A 15,663-nucleotide genomic window follows, 5' to 3' on the forward strand; every position below is an offset into this window, starting at 1 on the left:
TATCGGTGAAAACCATTGCCCAAATGAATTTTTTCGTGTAATCTTGTCAATGAGATTTGTCCTTTATTAGTGGATTTGGACGGGTTACCACCTGACTTTTCTATTATAAAGGACTTTTTCTTTGCGTAAAACAACTTTATTGAAGATTATGAATGTTTTTAATAGTTAATTTATATTAGTGCAACACTAGTGGAAATAACTATATATATTTATTGTTATTGTGTCCACCTAGTCTAGCTCCGAGTAAGATCATCAAGATTGATGCAAGATCAAATTCCTGAACTGCAAAAGAAATATTTTGGTCGGCAATTATGGTCAAGAAGTTATTTCACTGCCTCAGTTGGGAGTGCTGATGAAAAAAACTAGAAATTATATCGCAAATCAATTGAGTGAAAAAATGAGAGTGACATTTAAGATTGAAGATTGAATTTAGTCAAATTGAAGTTGCTTCAGCATCTGGGTGTTGAGATGACTTCAGTCTTAATAACCAACCATTTTAGTAGTAGAGATATATGTCCAAATCCGCCTCCTTGAGCAGGTGGTCGTTTAAGTTCGAGTCTTATTATTTACCCAATCATTAAGCTGATAGCTATAGGGCTCCAAAAGAGGTTAAAATAAATGCAAGTAAAAATATGAAATCAATAATTTTCGTATTCATTGGTTAGAGAAATAACCATTTGCAGAAGGATAACTCACAGAAAAAAATTTTTGTCATACAATACTCTGACTAAATAAATTAATACCCTTCAGAACGCAGCTTTAAAGACAGCAAGGAGGGGTTTAGACTTGAAAGATAGTGACTATAAGCCGAAACAACTTTTGACTAAACGTGAAAAGGAAGTATTTGAACTCTTAGTACAAGACAAGACAACTAAGGACATAGCAGAAGAGTTATTTATTTCGCAAAAAACAGTCCGTAACCACATTTCGAACACAATGCAAAAGCTTGGTGTAAAGGGGCGTTCACAGGCAGTGGTGGAGCTTTTACGTATGGGGGAATTAAAGCTCTAATGAAAACCGACTTTCTTTTGGGAAGTCGGTTTTTTAGGTAGATGAGCCATAATAATTTTTTGGGGCAAAAATATTATACAGCTATTTTTGGAATGATTACTTTCATTTAGGCATTTGACATTTTAAATCCTTGAATTATTCTTCTAGGCTGTAAATGATAGTTGCTAGTTCATTTTTCAAAAAAAATTGAGAAGTTATTTACATATATGTACCCATTCAGTATATTTGCAGAATATCACATAATTCATTTTTTCATTTTTTTCTCAAGACGCTTTTTTGTGAAAAAAACTTTATTGTTTCTGGAAATCGCATTCTTTATGTTTACGTAGATTGAAATTGCTCATAATCTGATCTGACCTTGATCATAGCCTCTGTAAGCTATAAATTGCTATTTACTTATAATGACAAAATCAAAACTAGGCCTCTGGTGCATTCTAAGTTCGGTCGGAAGTCTTATATAAAACAATAGTGATTTTTGTTAGTCTATAATTAGATTTGGAAGAGATTATTGTTTCGGTGAGATATAAAAATTGTCTAATCGCCTAGAACGATATCATCAGATAAATGTGAAAGTATCGATAGTTATGAACTAGTTAAATCACATCGTACATAGAAAAGAATAGGCTAGCAGGATAGATCGCCAACATTCATCTTGTTATCTTTATTGAAACAAAGTCTTTTGCGGCGAGCAATGTCTTACTAAACTTTCAAAAAATCAAATGAAAAGGGGTGCAAAACATGACAGAATTAAATCAAGAACGGTGGGCAATTGAAGCAACTGGTTTGGCCAAGCATTTTGGCGAAAATCGTGCTGTCGATGGTGTCGACTTGAAGGTAAAGAAAGGAACCATTTATGGTGTGCTCGGACCTAATGGAGCAGGGAAAACGACAACGATTCGGATGTTAACAACCTTACTAAAACCAGATGGTGGTACGGCTAGAGTGCTTGGATATGATATCGTTAAAGATGCAGACCAAGTTCGCCAGCGCATTAGCTTGACGGGGCAGTTTGCTTCATTAGATGAGGATTTATCGGGAATGGAAAATATGGTGATGATTGGTCGTTTACTGGGCTTTTCACGAAAGGATGCGAAGAAGCGAGCGGAAGAGCTCTTAACCGCATTTGATCTTTTTGAAGCAGCAAAACGACAGGTGAAAAATTACTCAGGAGGAATGAGACGCCGCCTGGATATCGCAGCAAGTATAATCGTTTCACCCGAGCTTCTGTTTCTCGATGAGCCGACAACCGGACTTGATCCAAGAAGCCGCAATCAAGTTTGGGATATTATTCGCTTACTCGTAAAAGCTGGAACAACTGTTTTGCTGACAACACAATACTTAGATGAAGCCGATCAATTAGCCGATCGGATTGCCGTTATTGACCATGGCAAGGTGATTGCTGAAGGAACAAGTGGTGAATTAAAAGCCTCAGTAGGAACAGGGAAGCTTCATGTTCGTGTTTTTGATCCAGAGATACGAGCAAAAGCAGCTGAAGTGCTTGAACAAACGATTCAAACAGAAGTGCAGCTTGGAACAGATCCACTGGTTTTAACAGCTCAAGTTTCTGATACCAAGCTCGTATCCAAAGCACTACTAGCGTTTGAGGATGCCAACATTGCCATTACGGATTTCTCGCTTGGTCAACCAAGTCTGGATGAGGTCTTCTTAACATTAACCGGCAAACCAGCAGATGATCAAACGAAAGAGGAGGCGGCAGAATGAGTAAGGTAAATCAAGCGGAAGCAATAGAAAAGGCATTATCAAATCGAGCACGACCGAAAAAGGCTAGCGCTTTATCCACATGCTTAACTTTTAGTGGTCGAATGTTATTAAAAATAAAATATGTACCAGAGCAATTGTTCGACATTACTGCATTTCCAGTCATTTATTTACTTATGTTTACCTATCTTTTTGGTGGAGCAATTGCGGGCTCAACAGCTGCGTACCTACAGTTTGTTTTACCCGGTATTCTAGTGATGACTGTTGTGATGATTACGATGTATACAGGAATCGAATTAAATAACGATATTAAAAAGGGTATTTTTGATCGGTTTCGAACACTTCCGATCTGGAATCCATCCGTTTTAGTTGGTGCGTTAATGGTTGATTTAGTTCGCTATTCAATCGCATCAACGATTATGCTTGTGCTTGGCTATATTTTAGGCTTTCGTGCAGATGGTGGCTTTGGTGGGATTGTTCTAGGACTGCTTATTTTGTTGCTGTTCGCCTTTAGTGTTTCTTGGATTTGGACGACACTAAGCATGATTATGCGCTCAGAAAAATCATTATTGGCAGTCAGTATGATGATTCTTTTTCCTACTACTTTTGTCAGCAATGTGTTTGTCGCACCAGAAACAATGCCGAGTTGGTTGGAAGCTTTTGTAGATGTGAATCCAATCTCCTATTTGGTTCGTGCAGTTCGAGGTTTTATGGAAGGGACACCGGATTACCAAGCTGTTGCATGGGTTAGCGTTATCTCACTTGGTTTAATTGTTATTTTTGGTCCATTAACGATGTATCTTTATAAAAGAAAATAACAGGCGTATCCTATCTGACTAACTTATATCCATTTATTTGCAGTTGAAATAGGGACTGAAATTTTTGTGTACAGGACAATGGTAAAACCGACTTTCTTATCGGAAGTCGGTTTTTCTTTTTAAAAAATGTGCTTGAGATTCCTTGTAAATGAGTAGGAAATCTCAGATGGATACACATTCCATTCGTTAAAATGCACCTCATTAAATAGAAATATTGTATTGTTTAATTTTGTATTCCCCGTTATCCTTCATCTCTAAAAAAGAAAATCGACCATCTTCCTCTTCGACCATTGCTGGCAATAAATATCCGACACATCGATCATGCCATTTATCGAAACATACTATTTGTGTAACGTGATGATGACCAAAAAACCAAAACATTTTCATAGTTGGTTTTTTACTAGCAACTTTGTCAACAACCTGCTTCAACTCGTCTCCTTGTCTGCGATCGAATCTATTACTTAGATGATCCATCGGTGCGTGATGAGAAAGGATTAAGACGATATCCTCCTTGCTTTTGGTTAATTCATCCTCTAACCAACCAACTGATTTTGTGTGCATACGCATGTCCCAATACTTATTGGTATGCTTATCTTCTTCATCAAAATTAACATCGATTGTTATGACTCTTATGTTAGCTGATACTTTAAACGATTGATTAAATTTACTGCCGCCATTTTCTCGAAGTTCGTGCAGATCAAAAATATCCAGCAATTCGTCATAGCTAGTTACATCAAAATCATGATTTCCTACGATTGGTATAACTTGCGCTGCTTTTGATAAATTTTTGTTATAAATATTTTTAAATCTTTTCCAGTCATCTGACCAATCACACATATCTCCCAGTAAAAAAATTGAATCCGGCATTAGTTGCGGTACATATTCATCCATTGTTTTCCTCATTAAATCAGGTGATGTATGATAATGCCTTGTACCATTAATGGTCCGAGATTTGCTAAAATGAACATCATTCAAAAACAAGACTTTATAAGTGTTTGTATCTTGATTATATTGTCTAGGTATTAAAAATGGTTGCACAATAAAATCCCCCTGCATAGAATTTTGAACACTGTAAATCTTCCTATAATTGGTATTCATTTACCGATAACTCAATAATGCTCCATGTTTGATCATGTATTAAGTCTATAAAACACATATTCCTGATCGTTTCAGGATTAAAAACTTCGTTGTTTCATTAATTTTTCAAAGTGCCTGACATGTCTGGAGAAAAGATAGAGAGCTCTGATTCTCTATCTTATGCAATGAAAGGGAAAAGAGTTTTTAGTATAATAATTTTAGGGAATTGTACAAAGTAATGTTTATCCCGGAGCAACCGTCCGTAAGACTCCTACTTCAAAACAACGAGAATATCAAGTTGTTTAAGTGAGAGTAACGAACGCTAGCACCCCGAATGGTTCAAAGCCTTTAGGTCATCCTTTAGGGCTAACAATCAGTGGGGGAATACCTAAAAACCCCCACTGATTGAAGTTTCACTTAATTTTTTTAAAAATAACAACAAAGTACTATCCACCGCTTTTTCGTATAAGGCTAATAACGCTCAATAGGAGGACAAAAAATGAAAGACCTCATTAACTTTAATCGAAATGATTATCCGTTTGAATTGTTCTCTCTTTCTCATGTAAGTATGATCCTAATAACTATTGGATTGTTAATTGCAATGTATCATTGGAGAGATGTTCTAAAAACAAGGCTAAAATGGTATAGTAAATATATTCTAATTATTACGCTTGTTTTTGGAGAGATTTTATATCATTTGTGGTTTCTATATCATGGGCGTTGGGATTTGGATAGTAATTTACCTTTGCAGTTGTCATCAATTTCTTTATATTTATGTGCAATCATGTTACTAACGAAGAGTTACAAAATATTTGAAGTATCTTTTTTTGTCAGTATGACTGGGGCATTTATCGCTATACTTACACCAGAGCTTTTTTTCGGATTTCCACACATGCGCTTTTTTCATTTTTTTATCGTGCACATCGCTATCATTCTCGCCTGCTTTTATATGGTTTGGATAGAAGGGTACCAAGCGACGAGGAAATCTGTGGTGAAGGCATTTATTGTCTTAAATATCTTCGCAGCCTTTGTATATATCGTTAATCAAATGATTGGTTCAAATTATATGTTCTTAGCGAGAAAGCCAGCAAATGCGACAATCATTGATTTTTTAGGACCGTATCCATGGTATATTATTGGCCTTGAAGTTATAGCGCTAACACTATTTGTCTTTCTATATATTGCATTTTTTAAAAACAGTAAAGATACTGATGAGCGATAATGAACAGCTGATATTTCGTATATATAGTGAGGAGGAGAGACATGGTAACTATACTTGCTATCGTGTTATTAGTTATCGTTGGTTTTGGTTTTTTAATCTCACAAAATCAACAAAAGTAATCAATTGTTAGTATAGAATGGCCAATCCTATCAAGTTGGTTAGGATAAAGATTATCTAAACCATTGAATCAACCAAACATAAAGTAGTTTTGGGCTATCTGCTTATTTAATACGTAACCTTAACTCATTTCTCGTTGGATTCTTTGGGATGTCTGTGATGGAAGAGGAACAATTCGGGCATATTCTTGCTTGTTTAGGAATGGACGTACAACAATACGGACATTCCTTTTTTGCCATAACTTCTGACGGATGCTGATGTGGTTTTTTCCACCGATTTACTTGACGAATGACAAGGAAAATGACAAACAGAACAATGATAAAACGAATGAATGAAGTAAGAAATAATCCATAATTAATTGTTGCAGCGCCTGCTTCACGAGCTTCCGTTAAAGATGCATATTCCCCACCACCCAAAACGATGTATAAGTTTTCAAAATTCATTTTTTTAAAAACTAGACCAACAGGAGGGAGGAGGAGATCTTTGACAAGTGAATCAATAAGGCCACTAAAAGCAGCACCTAGAACCACACCTACCCCTATATCAACCGCGCTTCCCTTGATCGCAAATTGACGAAATTCTTGAAAAAGCCCCATTACAATCACCTCCTGAATTTAATCTATGAACAAGGAAGACAAACTATGAAAAGAGAATAAAAGAGTGGTGTGTATCTATCTTAGATCAGTTGCAATTTATCTTTGGATGACTTTCTTAAACGCATCAGGTAAAATAAGGACCAAAGGATTACCAATAAACAGAGATATTTTCACGCATGTTTTGACGAACCGTTCATTGCTGGGATAAAGAAAGGATTATTTTTCTAAACATACAAAATTAATCGAAGGAGTGGTCTTTTGGATGCAAAAGTAAAATTGGATCAAATGTTAAGAGACGGAGCTTCTCAAGAAGAAGCATTTCAATTTTTTGATCAACTAGAAGTAGCTGACTTCGAGATGATGTGGGGTCTATGGAAAGGCTCAGAGATTACGACAGGTCACCCACTCGAAGGATTATTGTCAGCGTCAGGTTGGTTTGGAAAACGTTTTGAGAATCCTGAAACGGTTTATCCATTAATTTTCGAAAATCCAGATCATACACTCTATACAGTCAATCCAACATTACTTCCATTAAACGTTCCAATTGAGAAAATCCCGAAAACAGCGATTTCGATCACTTTGAAAATATTACGGCCGTTTGTGTCTACGGAAAGAAGTAGTGCGAGACTGAGGATGACAGATTATCGAGGAAAGTCCAGTGCTAGTATGGTTTATGATGCAAAAGCAATCATTGATGTTTTTCGAAAAGTAGATGAGAAAACATTGCTTGGTGTCATGGATATCAAGCATTTAAAACCACAGTTGTCTTACTTTTTTGTCTTAAAAAAAATCAGATAGTATTCGACCACAAGAAAGGAATGAAGATATGCGTTCAATTGCCATTGTAACAGGAGCGTCATCAGGAATCGGAAAAGAAATTGTCAAAACCATTGACCGAGAGTATGCAAACATTGATGAGGTTTGGGTAGTTGCCAGAAGAGAGGATAGATTAACAGAACTGGCAGCAGATGTTTTTGTTCCATTAAAGATTATTGCCCTAGATTTGGCGATACCTGCAAGTATTGATGTGTTAAAAGATAAGCTTGCGGCTAGTAAGCCTAATGTAAAATTATTAGTAAACGCAGCTGGTTACGGAAAATTTGGCCGTGTTGGTGAACTACCTTTAGAAGAAGAGGTGGGAATGGTACGTTTGAATTGCGAGGCAATGACCGCGATTACGAGTACGGTACTTCCTTATATACCAAGAGGTGGGAAAATCATTCAGATTGCTTCTAGTGCGGGTTTTGCCCCCCAACCGAATTTTGGAATTTATGCAGCAACGAAAGCTTATGTTATTTCTTATAGCCGGGCACTACATGAAGAATTGCGAGAACGTAATATTACCGTGACAGCCGTTTGTCCTGGTCCTGTGAAGACAGAATTCTTTGATGTTGCAGAGTCTATGACATCTGTACCGTTTATGAGTAATTTACCAAAAACAGATCCGAAGTCTGAAGCGAAACATGCATTGAAAGACAGTCGAAAAGGAAAGCCTGTTTCTACATACGGTCCAGTAGCAAAAGGATTTCGAATTGCAACTAAATTATTGCCTGTTGGTTTGCTATTACTAGCAAGCCGTGCCTATATGAAGGATAAAGCATAACAAGCATATTAGATGATTGGATCTCTTCTTTAGAAAAAGAAGAGGTCTTTTTTTCCTAATGTTGTCGTATGACTTTCACTCGTGTCCTCGCTCCTGCTTCTTGGCGGCTAAAAATTCCCTCCTTAATGCTATCAATTCGGTGGATTTTTCTATTCTGATTATACTGATTAATGAAAATTTTCCCGAAAAACCGTAAAAAATGGTATGATGAAAGAATAGAAGTTTGCTGAAGGAGAGGTCATAATCGTGGATAATGAGACAAAGTATAGACCAATCGCGGAAATTGAACGAGAATTACGCTATATTTCTGGGATCGTTAAACATAAAGGAAGAAAAATTCTGAAAAACTATTGTATTACCACACCACAGTTTATTGCGTTACAATGGTTATTAGAAGATGGAGATTTAACCATCGGTGAATTATCTCATAAAATAAACCTAGCCTTTAGTACCACAACCGATTTAGTCGATCGAATGGAGAAAAGTGAACTGGTTGAACGGAAGCGAGATACGAAAGATCGCCGTGTGGTTCGGATTCATTTATTAGATAAAGGCAAAGAAATCATTCATGAAGTGATTGAAAAAAGACAAGCTTACCTAAGCGCGGTACTTGAAGATGTACCTGCTGAGCGTGTCGATACCTTGCATGATGTATTAAGTATGCTTTTGGAACAAATGGAGCTTGATAAAGAGAGAAACTAGTCGTCAAAAGACGATGCCGAGAAATTTTAGGATAAAGAGGGGATGTACATGGATCAGCCGATTGGAGTGATTGATTCCGGTGTTGGTGGTCTAACCGTAGCGAGCGAGCTTATGCGGCAACTTCCAAAAGAAAAATTGATTTATTTAGGTGATACATTGCGCTGTCCATATGGTCCAAGACCAAAGGAAGAGGTTATTAAGTACACCCTAGAAATGGTTAATTTTTTGCGCGAAAAAAAGATGAAGTTATTAGTGATTGCCTGTAATACCGCAACTGCTTTTACTTTAGATATTCTCCGGGAAACTTTAGATATTCCTGTGATTGGGGTAATTGAACCTGGAGCGCGTGCTGCGATAAAAATGACAAATAATATGAATGTTGGTGTGATTGGAACAGAAGGAACGATTGAAAGTAAAGCATATCCAGCTGCCCTGACAAGCATTCATGCCGATCTATCTGTCTATGATTTAGCGTGTCCCAAATTCGTCCCATTGGTGGAGAAAGGTATGTTTACCGGTGACGAGGTTTATCGTGTGATTGAAGAATCCTTGCAACCTTTAAAAACGATTGCAGAAATTGATACGTTAATCTTAGGGTGCACACATTATCCATTATTAGCAGACACGATTCAAGCGGTCGTAGGAAAAGATGTGATGATCATCTCGTCGGGAGAAGAAACTGCTAGGGAAGTTAGTGCAATTCTGGGTTATCAGGCATTATTATTTGAAGGGGAACGTCATCCAGAACATGAGTTTTATACAACAGGTTCTTCTGATGTCTTTGAACAAATTACACAACAATGGCTAGATATTACAGTGAATGATGTAAAAAAAATCACAATTTCATCCAATTTCTAAAACAAGTAGCTTGTCTACTTGTTTTTTCTTTTTTTTCCTTGGAAAGTATGGTCTAATTTAGCGAACTGCTCGTATACATAATAGTACAAACCATCTTAGGAGGGAATTGCATGAAGATACGAGTGAGTTCGCGAATAGCCCGATTGGGTTTAGTCATGTTTGTACTATTAGTTGTCACAACTGGATGTGGACTGTTTCGTTCGGAACAAACATTGGAAGAAATAGATGTTCCAGTTAATCAAGCTGATAATGATGAAGAAGTTTCGGGTGAAGGTGTGCAAGAGGGTGATATGGAGAGTGACGAAGCGCAAGATCTAGAGACAGAGACAGTAGCTAGACAATTGTATTTGATTAATGAAAGTGGTGTGGTCGTTCCACAAACAGTAGAACTACCAAAAACAGATGGCGTAGCTACCCAAGTATTAGAATATTTAATCAAAGATGGTCCGGTAACCAATATGTTACCAACTGGATTTGAAGCGGTTATGCCAGCAGGTACAGAAGTTTTGGGAGTGAATTTACAACCAGACGGAACGCTAATTGTGGATCTTTCTGAAGAGTTTAGTGAATATCAAGCAGAAAAAGAGCAACAAATTATCCAAGCAATGACGTATACGTTAACGCAATTTGATAATGTTGATAAAATCAAATTATGGATTAATGGTTATGAACAATCAGAAATGCCAGTGAATGGTACACCGCTATTGGATGGATATTCACGAGCAAATGGAATTAATATGTTTCATGTAGATGGGGTAGATTTGATGAACAGTCAAGCCGTTACTTTGTATTATCCTACAGAACAAGGCCAACAATTTTATTATGTTCCCGTTACCCAACATGTGAATATTAAGGAAGATAACCTGCACTTATCGATTGTTCAAGCGTTATTAGATGGACCAGCTTATGACTCAAACTTACTTCATGTATTTAACCCGAGAGCTTCTATTTTAGAAGCTAGTACAATGACAGACGGTGTGTTAGAACTAATCTTTAGTAAAGAAATTTTAAGTGATGTGAATGAAGCACTGATTTCGAATGAAGTAATGGAAACACTTGTGTTAACACTAACTGATCATCCAGATGTGTCTGCTGTATCGATTCAAGTAGATGAGATCGATCAAGTGTTTAATGAGCACGGGGTACCTTATAATGAACCGGTGTCACGAGAGGCGTTTGTGCCGACTGGTAGTATGTAATCGAGAGGCTGAACTAATCAGCTTCTTTTTTTTGTTAAGAAGATGTTCAAAAAGGGGTTTCATTCGGACAGCAAGGAGCGAGAACAAGCTAAACTAGTCCGGAAAAGGAGCATCTTTACCGATTTTTTCTAACTACTTTTTATCCCGGAGCAACCGTCCGTAAGAATCCCACTTCAAAAACAACGAGAATATCAAGTTGTTTAAGTGGGCGTAACGGACGCTATCACCCTGAATGGTTCAAAGGCCTTTAGGTCATCCTTTAGGGCTAACAATCAGTGAGGGAATACCTAAAAACCCTCATTGATTGAAGTTTCACTTTATTATGAGGACAAAGAATGAAATCAGCCAATTCGGTAAAAATATGTTACGATAGGAATGTATTAGAAGGGGGAAAGAAAATGAGACCAGAAGAACGTAGCGTAGATCAATTAAGAGAAATCACAATAGAGACAGGGTATACGAAACATCCAGAAGGTTCTGTTTTGATTACAGTTGGTGATACGAAGGTAATTTGTAATGCAACGATTGAAGAGCGCGTACCGCCATTTATGCGTGGGCAAGGAAAAGGATGGATTACAGCTGAATATGCGATGCTACCAAGAGCAACGGACCAACGAAATATTCGTGAATCATCCAAAGGGAAAGTTTCGGGAAGAACGATGGAAATCCAGCGCTTAATTGGTCGGTCCTTACGAGCTGTCGTAGATTTATCCAAACTTGGAGAGCGAACGATTTGGATTGATTGTGATGTTATTCAAGCAGATGGTGGAACAAGAACTGCGTCGATCACTGGGGCGTTTGTTGCGATGGTTATTGCACTTGGCACCTTAGTGAAAAAAGAGGCGATAAAAGAACTACCAATTACCGATTATCTAGCAGCTATTTCAGTTGGTGTTATGCCTGATGGTGAAGCCGTATTGGATTTACAGTATATCGAAGATGCAAGCGCGCATGTAGATATGAATATTGTCATGACTGGTAACGGAGAATTTGTTGAAATTCAAGGTACTGGTGAGGAAGCTACTTTTACTCCAACACAACTTCAGGAAATGTTACAATTAGCCGATCATGGTTTGAAAGAAATTTTTCAAATGCAAAAAGTAGCACTTGGTGAATTAGCTAATCATATGAATCAGCAATAAGAAAAAGTGGGGAATAGAGATGAAAGAAATCTTAATTGCAACGAAAAACAAAGGGAAAGTTACTGACTTTCGGGCATTATTTGATAAGTATGGGATTGAAGTAATATCTTTAGCTGATTTAGCAGAAACAATCGCAGATATTCCTGAAACAGGTAGTACTTTTGAAGAAAATGCAGTGATCAAAGCAGAAGCAATTGCTAAAATGTTGCAAATGCCTGTATTAGCAGATGACTCTGGATTAGAAGTCACTGCACTAAATAATCGTCCAGGTATTTTTTCTGCACGTTATGCAGGAGAAGAAAAAAATGATCAAAAAAATCTACATAAGGTACTTACGGAATTAGAAGGTGTAGCGAGTGATGATCGTAGCGCAAGGTTTGTTTGTGCCTTAGCTGTTGCAGAACCAGGTCAAGAGACATTTGTTAAACGAGGAGTTTGTGAAGGAGTTATTACCGCACAACCTGTTGGAACTCATGGATTTGGCTATGATCCAATATTTCAACCAATTGGGTATGATAAAACGATGGCACAATTAAGTACAAAAGAGAAAAATAGCATTAGTCACCGAGGAAATGCACTGGAGAAGTTAGAGGAATGGCTAAAGCTAAGGTAGGGAGGGGAACTTTATGCCGAAAGTATTGATTATCAGTGATAGTCATGGCTGGACGAAAGAGGTAGAAATGGTAAAAGCGCGTCATCAAGATCATGTGGATCAAATGATTCATTGTGGCGATTCTGAATTGGATTATGATGAAACACCAATGAATAATTTTGTAAAAGTAAAAGGGAATTGCGATTTTGACGATCAGTATCCGGAAGAAGTTGATTTTTCGGTAAAGGGTCTCCATTTTTTTGTGGCTCACGGTCACATGCATCAAGTTAAAATGACACTCATGCCGATTTCCTATCGAGCGAGTGAAGTGGGAGCGACAATTATTTGTCATGGACACTCTCATATTGCAGCTGCTCAGCGGATCAATGATCAAATTATTATCAATCCAGGTAGCATTCACTTACCACGAGTGCGCAGAGAGAAGACATATGCGATTCTATCTTGGGATGATAATGGAAATTATCAGGTAGACTTTTATGATCTAGAAGGTCAAATCGTAGAAGACCTTTCTTTTGATACAACAATTGAATAACATGGGAATAAAAAAGTAAAACCCGAATCATAAGCGGAAAATACGAAGATTGTGATTCGGGTTTTTGTGCGCGATTAACGGTTGAAAATTTATTTAAAAAGATATTTATAATAAGCTGGAAATTCTCTAATTATTGAATAAAAATCTCTAACTTCAAAGATTTCTGCATGTGCTGAATAAACTTCTTCAAAACCAAGCTTACGAAACGTTAATTTTGTTCGTGATATATGAAAATATTGTGATATAACCATAACTGACTCGAAGTTCAAATCCTTCATTATGGCTCTCGTATTTTCTGCCGTCATGTATGAATTGTAGCCATAACTGTCTTCGAAAATCACCTCAGAGGGAATTCCTCTATTCACTAAATATTCTTTCATCACTTTGGCTTCATCAAAACCTTCTTCCCCTACACCACCACTTACAACGATGTGCTCAAAATATCCTTCTTCATAAAGTTCTCTAGCTTTATCTAATCTGGCTTGTAATCGATTAGATGGCTGACCATCTAGCTCGACTTTATTACCGAGAACTACAGCTATATCTACTTTTGCTAATTCATCATGTAACCCATCTGTTACGATGACGATCGTATGTATGGTGAACCATAATAATAGTCCGATTAACAGGAGTAAGCCGAATTTTATTAGGGATTTTCTTTTCAAATAATCTTCCTCTCAAATGTATTTTAATAAGGATGATACCACCAATGAACTCCCTAATTTTTTAATGAGTAGAAACAAAAAACACCTGAATTATCAAAAATGAAAACATATTATCGTTTTATTGCATCGACTATCAATGAAGGGAACACGAGCACCTCTTTGTTCCTTGGGTCATATTTTTTTGACCTAAAGATTACGCCATTTTTTCCATCCCATTCGTTTGAATGAAAAATCCCATCTGCATCACAATACTCTAATAAATTCACATCAAAACCAGCCTTTTTAAACAAACTAGTTAATGTATTATAGTTATAAACTATTTTGTGACTAGAAGCGGGATGGTCGTTAGGTCCTGGTCCACCTACTTTTACAATGTTTTGATATGTTTCATCTTTGAAATATCCATCAGGAACTGCGCAACGTATATATCCATTTGGCTTTAAGTATTGATAACAAATTTTTGCCGCTTTTAATCCTTGCTCAAAAGATAGGTGTTCCCAAACATGTTCTGCTAAAATAGCAGTTAAAGAATTACTTTCAAATCTATCTTCCCAACTATTTTCCTCTAATAAATGTAATTCATGTTCCTGTGTTTGAATCCAATCAGGATTGTTATTGTATTCACCAGCACCAATTACTACTTTGAGTTCGCTCTGAATTCTATCCAGTTTATCCACCTCGCAAATAGTTTATCGTTTTATCTTGGAGCAACTGTACGTAATCCTCTCGGTTATAAAGATCAAGAAGATCAAAATTGATAATGTAGAAGTAACAGTTACTAGCACTCAGAAACCGTAGTTCTTCAGGCCATCCTTTAGCGCTAATAATCAGTGGGGGGTACTTGAAAAATCCCACTGATTGAAGGTTCCCTCTATTTCATCACTTCTTAAGATTGTAGCATTCTAAATACTCTTCATAATCCAAAACTTCAATTACATTTGACCAGTGTAAAACAGTACCGACAAAATCTTTTATATCAAGATCTTTCATCTCATATGTTTCTCCCGTATTTACTGTACCAGTTGCATCTTCTATAAAAGTAACCCTAAAGCCACGATCAATAGCCGTAATTGCTGTAAACATACAACAAAATTCAGTGTTAAATCCCGTTATAAACAAATGTTTAATACCAAGTTCTTCTAATTTATCAGGTAACCTCGTGTTAAAAAAAGAACTAGGAGTCTGTTTTTCTATAACATAATCAGCATATTCTTTTAAGGAACTGTGCAATTCAGATCCAACTGATTTTTTATATAAAGGACTGTCCTCTGCATCATCAAGATGTCTCATGAAAATAACAGGCATTGCATTTGCTTTGAAATCTTTGATTACATTTTCCATCGTTGATAGTTCTTTTTGAAAGTCCCCAAAACGAACAATTCCGTTTTGCACATCTATTACTAATAAAGCCTTCATTATTTCTATTCGCCTCTCTTCTTAAGATAAGTAAAGTCCTTCGATATTTCTTACTTTATCCCGAACCGTCCGTGAGACTCCCACTTCAAAATAACGAGAAAAGCAAGTTGTTTACGTGTGAGTAACAGACGTTAGCGTCCCTAATGGTTCAACTGATAATCAGTGGGGAAACACCTAAAAACTCCCATTGATTGAAGTTACACTTTTTAATGATAATTTCTACACCATCACTGAAGACTTTTCTATGATTATTAACATCCATTTTAACATATTTTTCTTACTATTCTAGTAGAGAGTACGAATTTTAACATGAGTATGGGATAAAAAAAGACAAGATAACACTGTTTTAATCTGTGTTATCTTCTTTAATCTC

General features: G+C 36.8%; 17 protein-coding genes and 1 pseudogene. 13 read left to right on the forward strand and 5 right to left on the reverse strand.

Features of this window, described 5'->3' with window-relative positions; translation table 11 throughout:
• Positions 1–252: 252 nt before the first annotated feature.
• From OWO01_RS16180 to OWO01_RS15120, 4 genes and pseudogenes are all read left to right on the forward strand, one after another.
• A pseudogene (locus tag OWO01_RS16180) lies at positions 253–366 on the forward strand (transposase); the annotation flags it as partial.
• Positions 367–786: 420 nt separating this feature from the next.
• Positions 787–1,011 (forward strand): helix-turn-helix domain-containing protein, encoded by a 225-nt coding sequence (locus tag OWO01_RS15110; RefSeq protein ID WP_268781313.1) that lies wholly within the window; start codon positions 787–789, stop codon positions 1,009–1,011.
• 738 nt (positions 1,012–1,749) lie between these two features.
• The gene (locus OWO01_RS15115) at positions 1,750–2,733 is read left to right on the forward strand and encodes an ATP-binding cassette domain-containing protein (protein WP_268781314.1); all 984 of its coding nucleotides are present in this window, start codon (positions 1,750–1,752) and stop codon (positions 2,731–2,733) included.
• Positions 2,730–3,548 (forward strand): ABC transporter permease, encoded by an 819-nt coding sequence (locus tag OWO01_RS15120; RefSeq protein WP_268781315.1) that lies wholly within the window; start codon positions 2,730–2,732, stop codon positions 3,546–3,548. The genes OWO01_RS15115 and OWO01_RS15120 overlap by 4 nt, the downstream gene beginning before the upstream one ends.
• 201 nt (positions 3,549–3,749) lie before the next feature.
• Here the strand turns inward: OWO01_RS15120 and OWO01_RS15125 are convergent, their stop codons facing one another.
• Positions 3,750–4,586: a metallophosphoesterase family protein gene (locus tag OWO01_RS15125; RefSeq protein ID WP_268781317.1), complete on the reverse strand. Its 837-nt coding sequence runs from the start codon at positions 4,584–4,586 to the stop codon at positions 3,750–3,752.
• 538 nt (positions 4,587–5,124) lie between these two features.
• Between OWO01_RS15125 and OWO01_RS15130 the strand changes: the two genes are divergently transcribed.
• The gene (locus tag OWO01_RS15130) at positions 5,125–5,847 is read left to right on the forward strand and encodes a YwaF family protein (RefSeq protein ID WP_268781318.1); all 723 of its coding nucleotides are present in this window, start codon (positions 5,125–5,127) and stop codon (positions 5,845–5,847) included.
• 221 nt (positions 5,848–6,068) lie between these two features.
• Here the strand turns inward: OWO01_RS15130 and mscL are convergent, their stop codons facing one another.
• Positions 6,069–6,560, reverse strand: a complete 492-nt coding sequence (mscL, locus tag OWO01_RS15135; protein ID WP_268781319.1) for a large conductance mechanosensitive channel protein MscL — start codon at positions 6,558–6,560, stop codon at positions 6,069–6,071.
• 258 nt (positions 6,561–6,818) lie between these two features.
• On the opposite strand from mscL, the gene OWO01_RS15140 reads away from it, so the two are divergent.
• From OWO01_RS15140 to OWO01_RS15175, 8 genes are all read left to right on the forward strand, one after another.
• Positions 6,819–7,358 (forward strand): DUF4334 domain-containing protein, encoded by a 540-nt coding sequence (locus OWO01_RS15140; RefSeq protein ID WP_268781320.1) that lies wholly within the window; start codon positions 6,819–6,821, stop codon positions 7,356–7,358.
• A 28-nt stretch (positions 7,359–7,386) separates the two neighbouring features.
• Positions 7,387–8,163, forward strand: coding sequence for an SDR family NAD(P)-dependent oxidoreductase (locus OWO01_RS15145; protein ID WP_268781321.1), 777 nt, complete (start codon positions 7,387–7,389; stop codon positions 8,161–8,163).
• Positions 8,164–8,409: 246 nt separating this feature from the next.
• Complete coding sequence (locus OWO01_RS15150) at positions 8,410–8,865, forward strand: MarR family winged helix-turn-helix transcriptional regulator (protein ID WP_268781322.1); 456 nt, start codon at positions 8,410–8,412, stop codon at positions 8,863–8,865.
• A 48-nt stretch (positions 8,866–8,913) separates the two neighbouring features.
• The gene (gene racE, locus OWO01_RS15155; protein WP_272506186.1) at positions 8,914–9,723 is read left to right on the forward strand and encodes a glutamate racemase; all 810 of its coding nucleotides are present in this window, start codon (positions 8,914–8,916) and stop codon (positions 9,721–9,723) included.
• A 110-nt stretch (positions 9,724–9,833) separates the two neighbouring features.
• Positions 9,834–10,922: a GerMN domain-containing protein gene (locus OWO01_RS15160; RefSeq protein WP_268781324.1), complete on the forward strand. Its 1,089-nt coding sequence runs from the start codon at positions 9,834–9,836 to the stop codon at positions 10,920–10,922.
• A gap of 398 nt (positions 10,923–11,320) precedes the next feature.
• On the forward strand, positions 11,321–12,064 hold the full coding sequence (rph, locus tag OWO01_RS15165; RefSeq protein WP_268781325.1) for a ribonuclease PH: 744 nt from the start codon (positions 11,321–11,323) through the stop codon (positions 12,062–12,064).
• A gap of 19 nt (positions 12,065–12,083) precedes the next feature.
• On the forward strand, positions 12,084–12,677 hold the full coding sequence (locus tag OWO01_RS15170; RefSeq protein ID WP_268781326.1) for an XTP/dITP diphosphatase: 594 nt from the start codon (positions 12,084–12,086) through the stop codon (positions 12,675–12,677).
• Between the two features lie 13 nt (positions 12,678–12,690).
• On the forward strand, positions 12,691–13,209 hold the full coding sequence (locus OWO01_RS15175; RefSeq protein ID WP_268781327.1) for a metallophosphoesterase family protein: 519 nt from the start codon (positions 12,691–12,693) through the stop codon (positions 13,207–13,209).
• Between the two features lie 89 nt (positions 13,210–13,298).
• Here OWO01_RS15175 and OWO01_RS15180 read toward each other — a convergent pair whose 3' ends face one another.
• From OWO01_RS15180 to OWO01_RS15190, 3 genes are all read right to left on the reverse strand, one after another.
• Positions 13,299–13,874, reverse strand: coding sequence for a YdcF family protein (locus OWO01_RS15180; RefSeq protein WP_268781328.1), 576 nt, complete (start codon positions 13,872–13,874; stop codon positions 13,299–13,301).
• A 110-nt stretch (positions 13,875–13,984) separates the two neighbouring features.
• Positions 13,985–14,542 carry a class I SAM-dependent methyltransferase gene (locus tag OWO01_RS15185; protein WP_268781330.1) on the reverse strand — a complete coding sequence of 186 codons (558 nt, stop codon included), beginning with the start codon at positions 14,540–14,542 and terminating at the stop codon, positions 13,985–13,987.
• Positions 14,543–14,753: 211 nt separating this feature from the next.
• A complete protein-coding gene (locus OWO01_RS15190) occupies positions 14,754–15,290 on the reverse strand; it encodes an isochorismatase family protein (RefSeq protein WP_268781329.1) in 537 nt (178 codons plus the stop codon).
• Positions 15,291–15,663: the final 373 nt, after the last annotated feature.

The organism is Natronobacillus azotifigens (assembly GCF_026805325.1).
GTDB lineage: Bacteria > Bacillota > Bacilli > Bacillales > Amphibacillaceae > Natronobacillus > Natronobacillus azotifigens.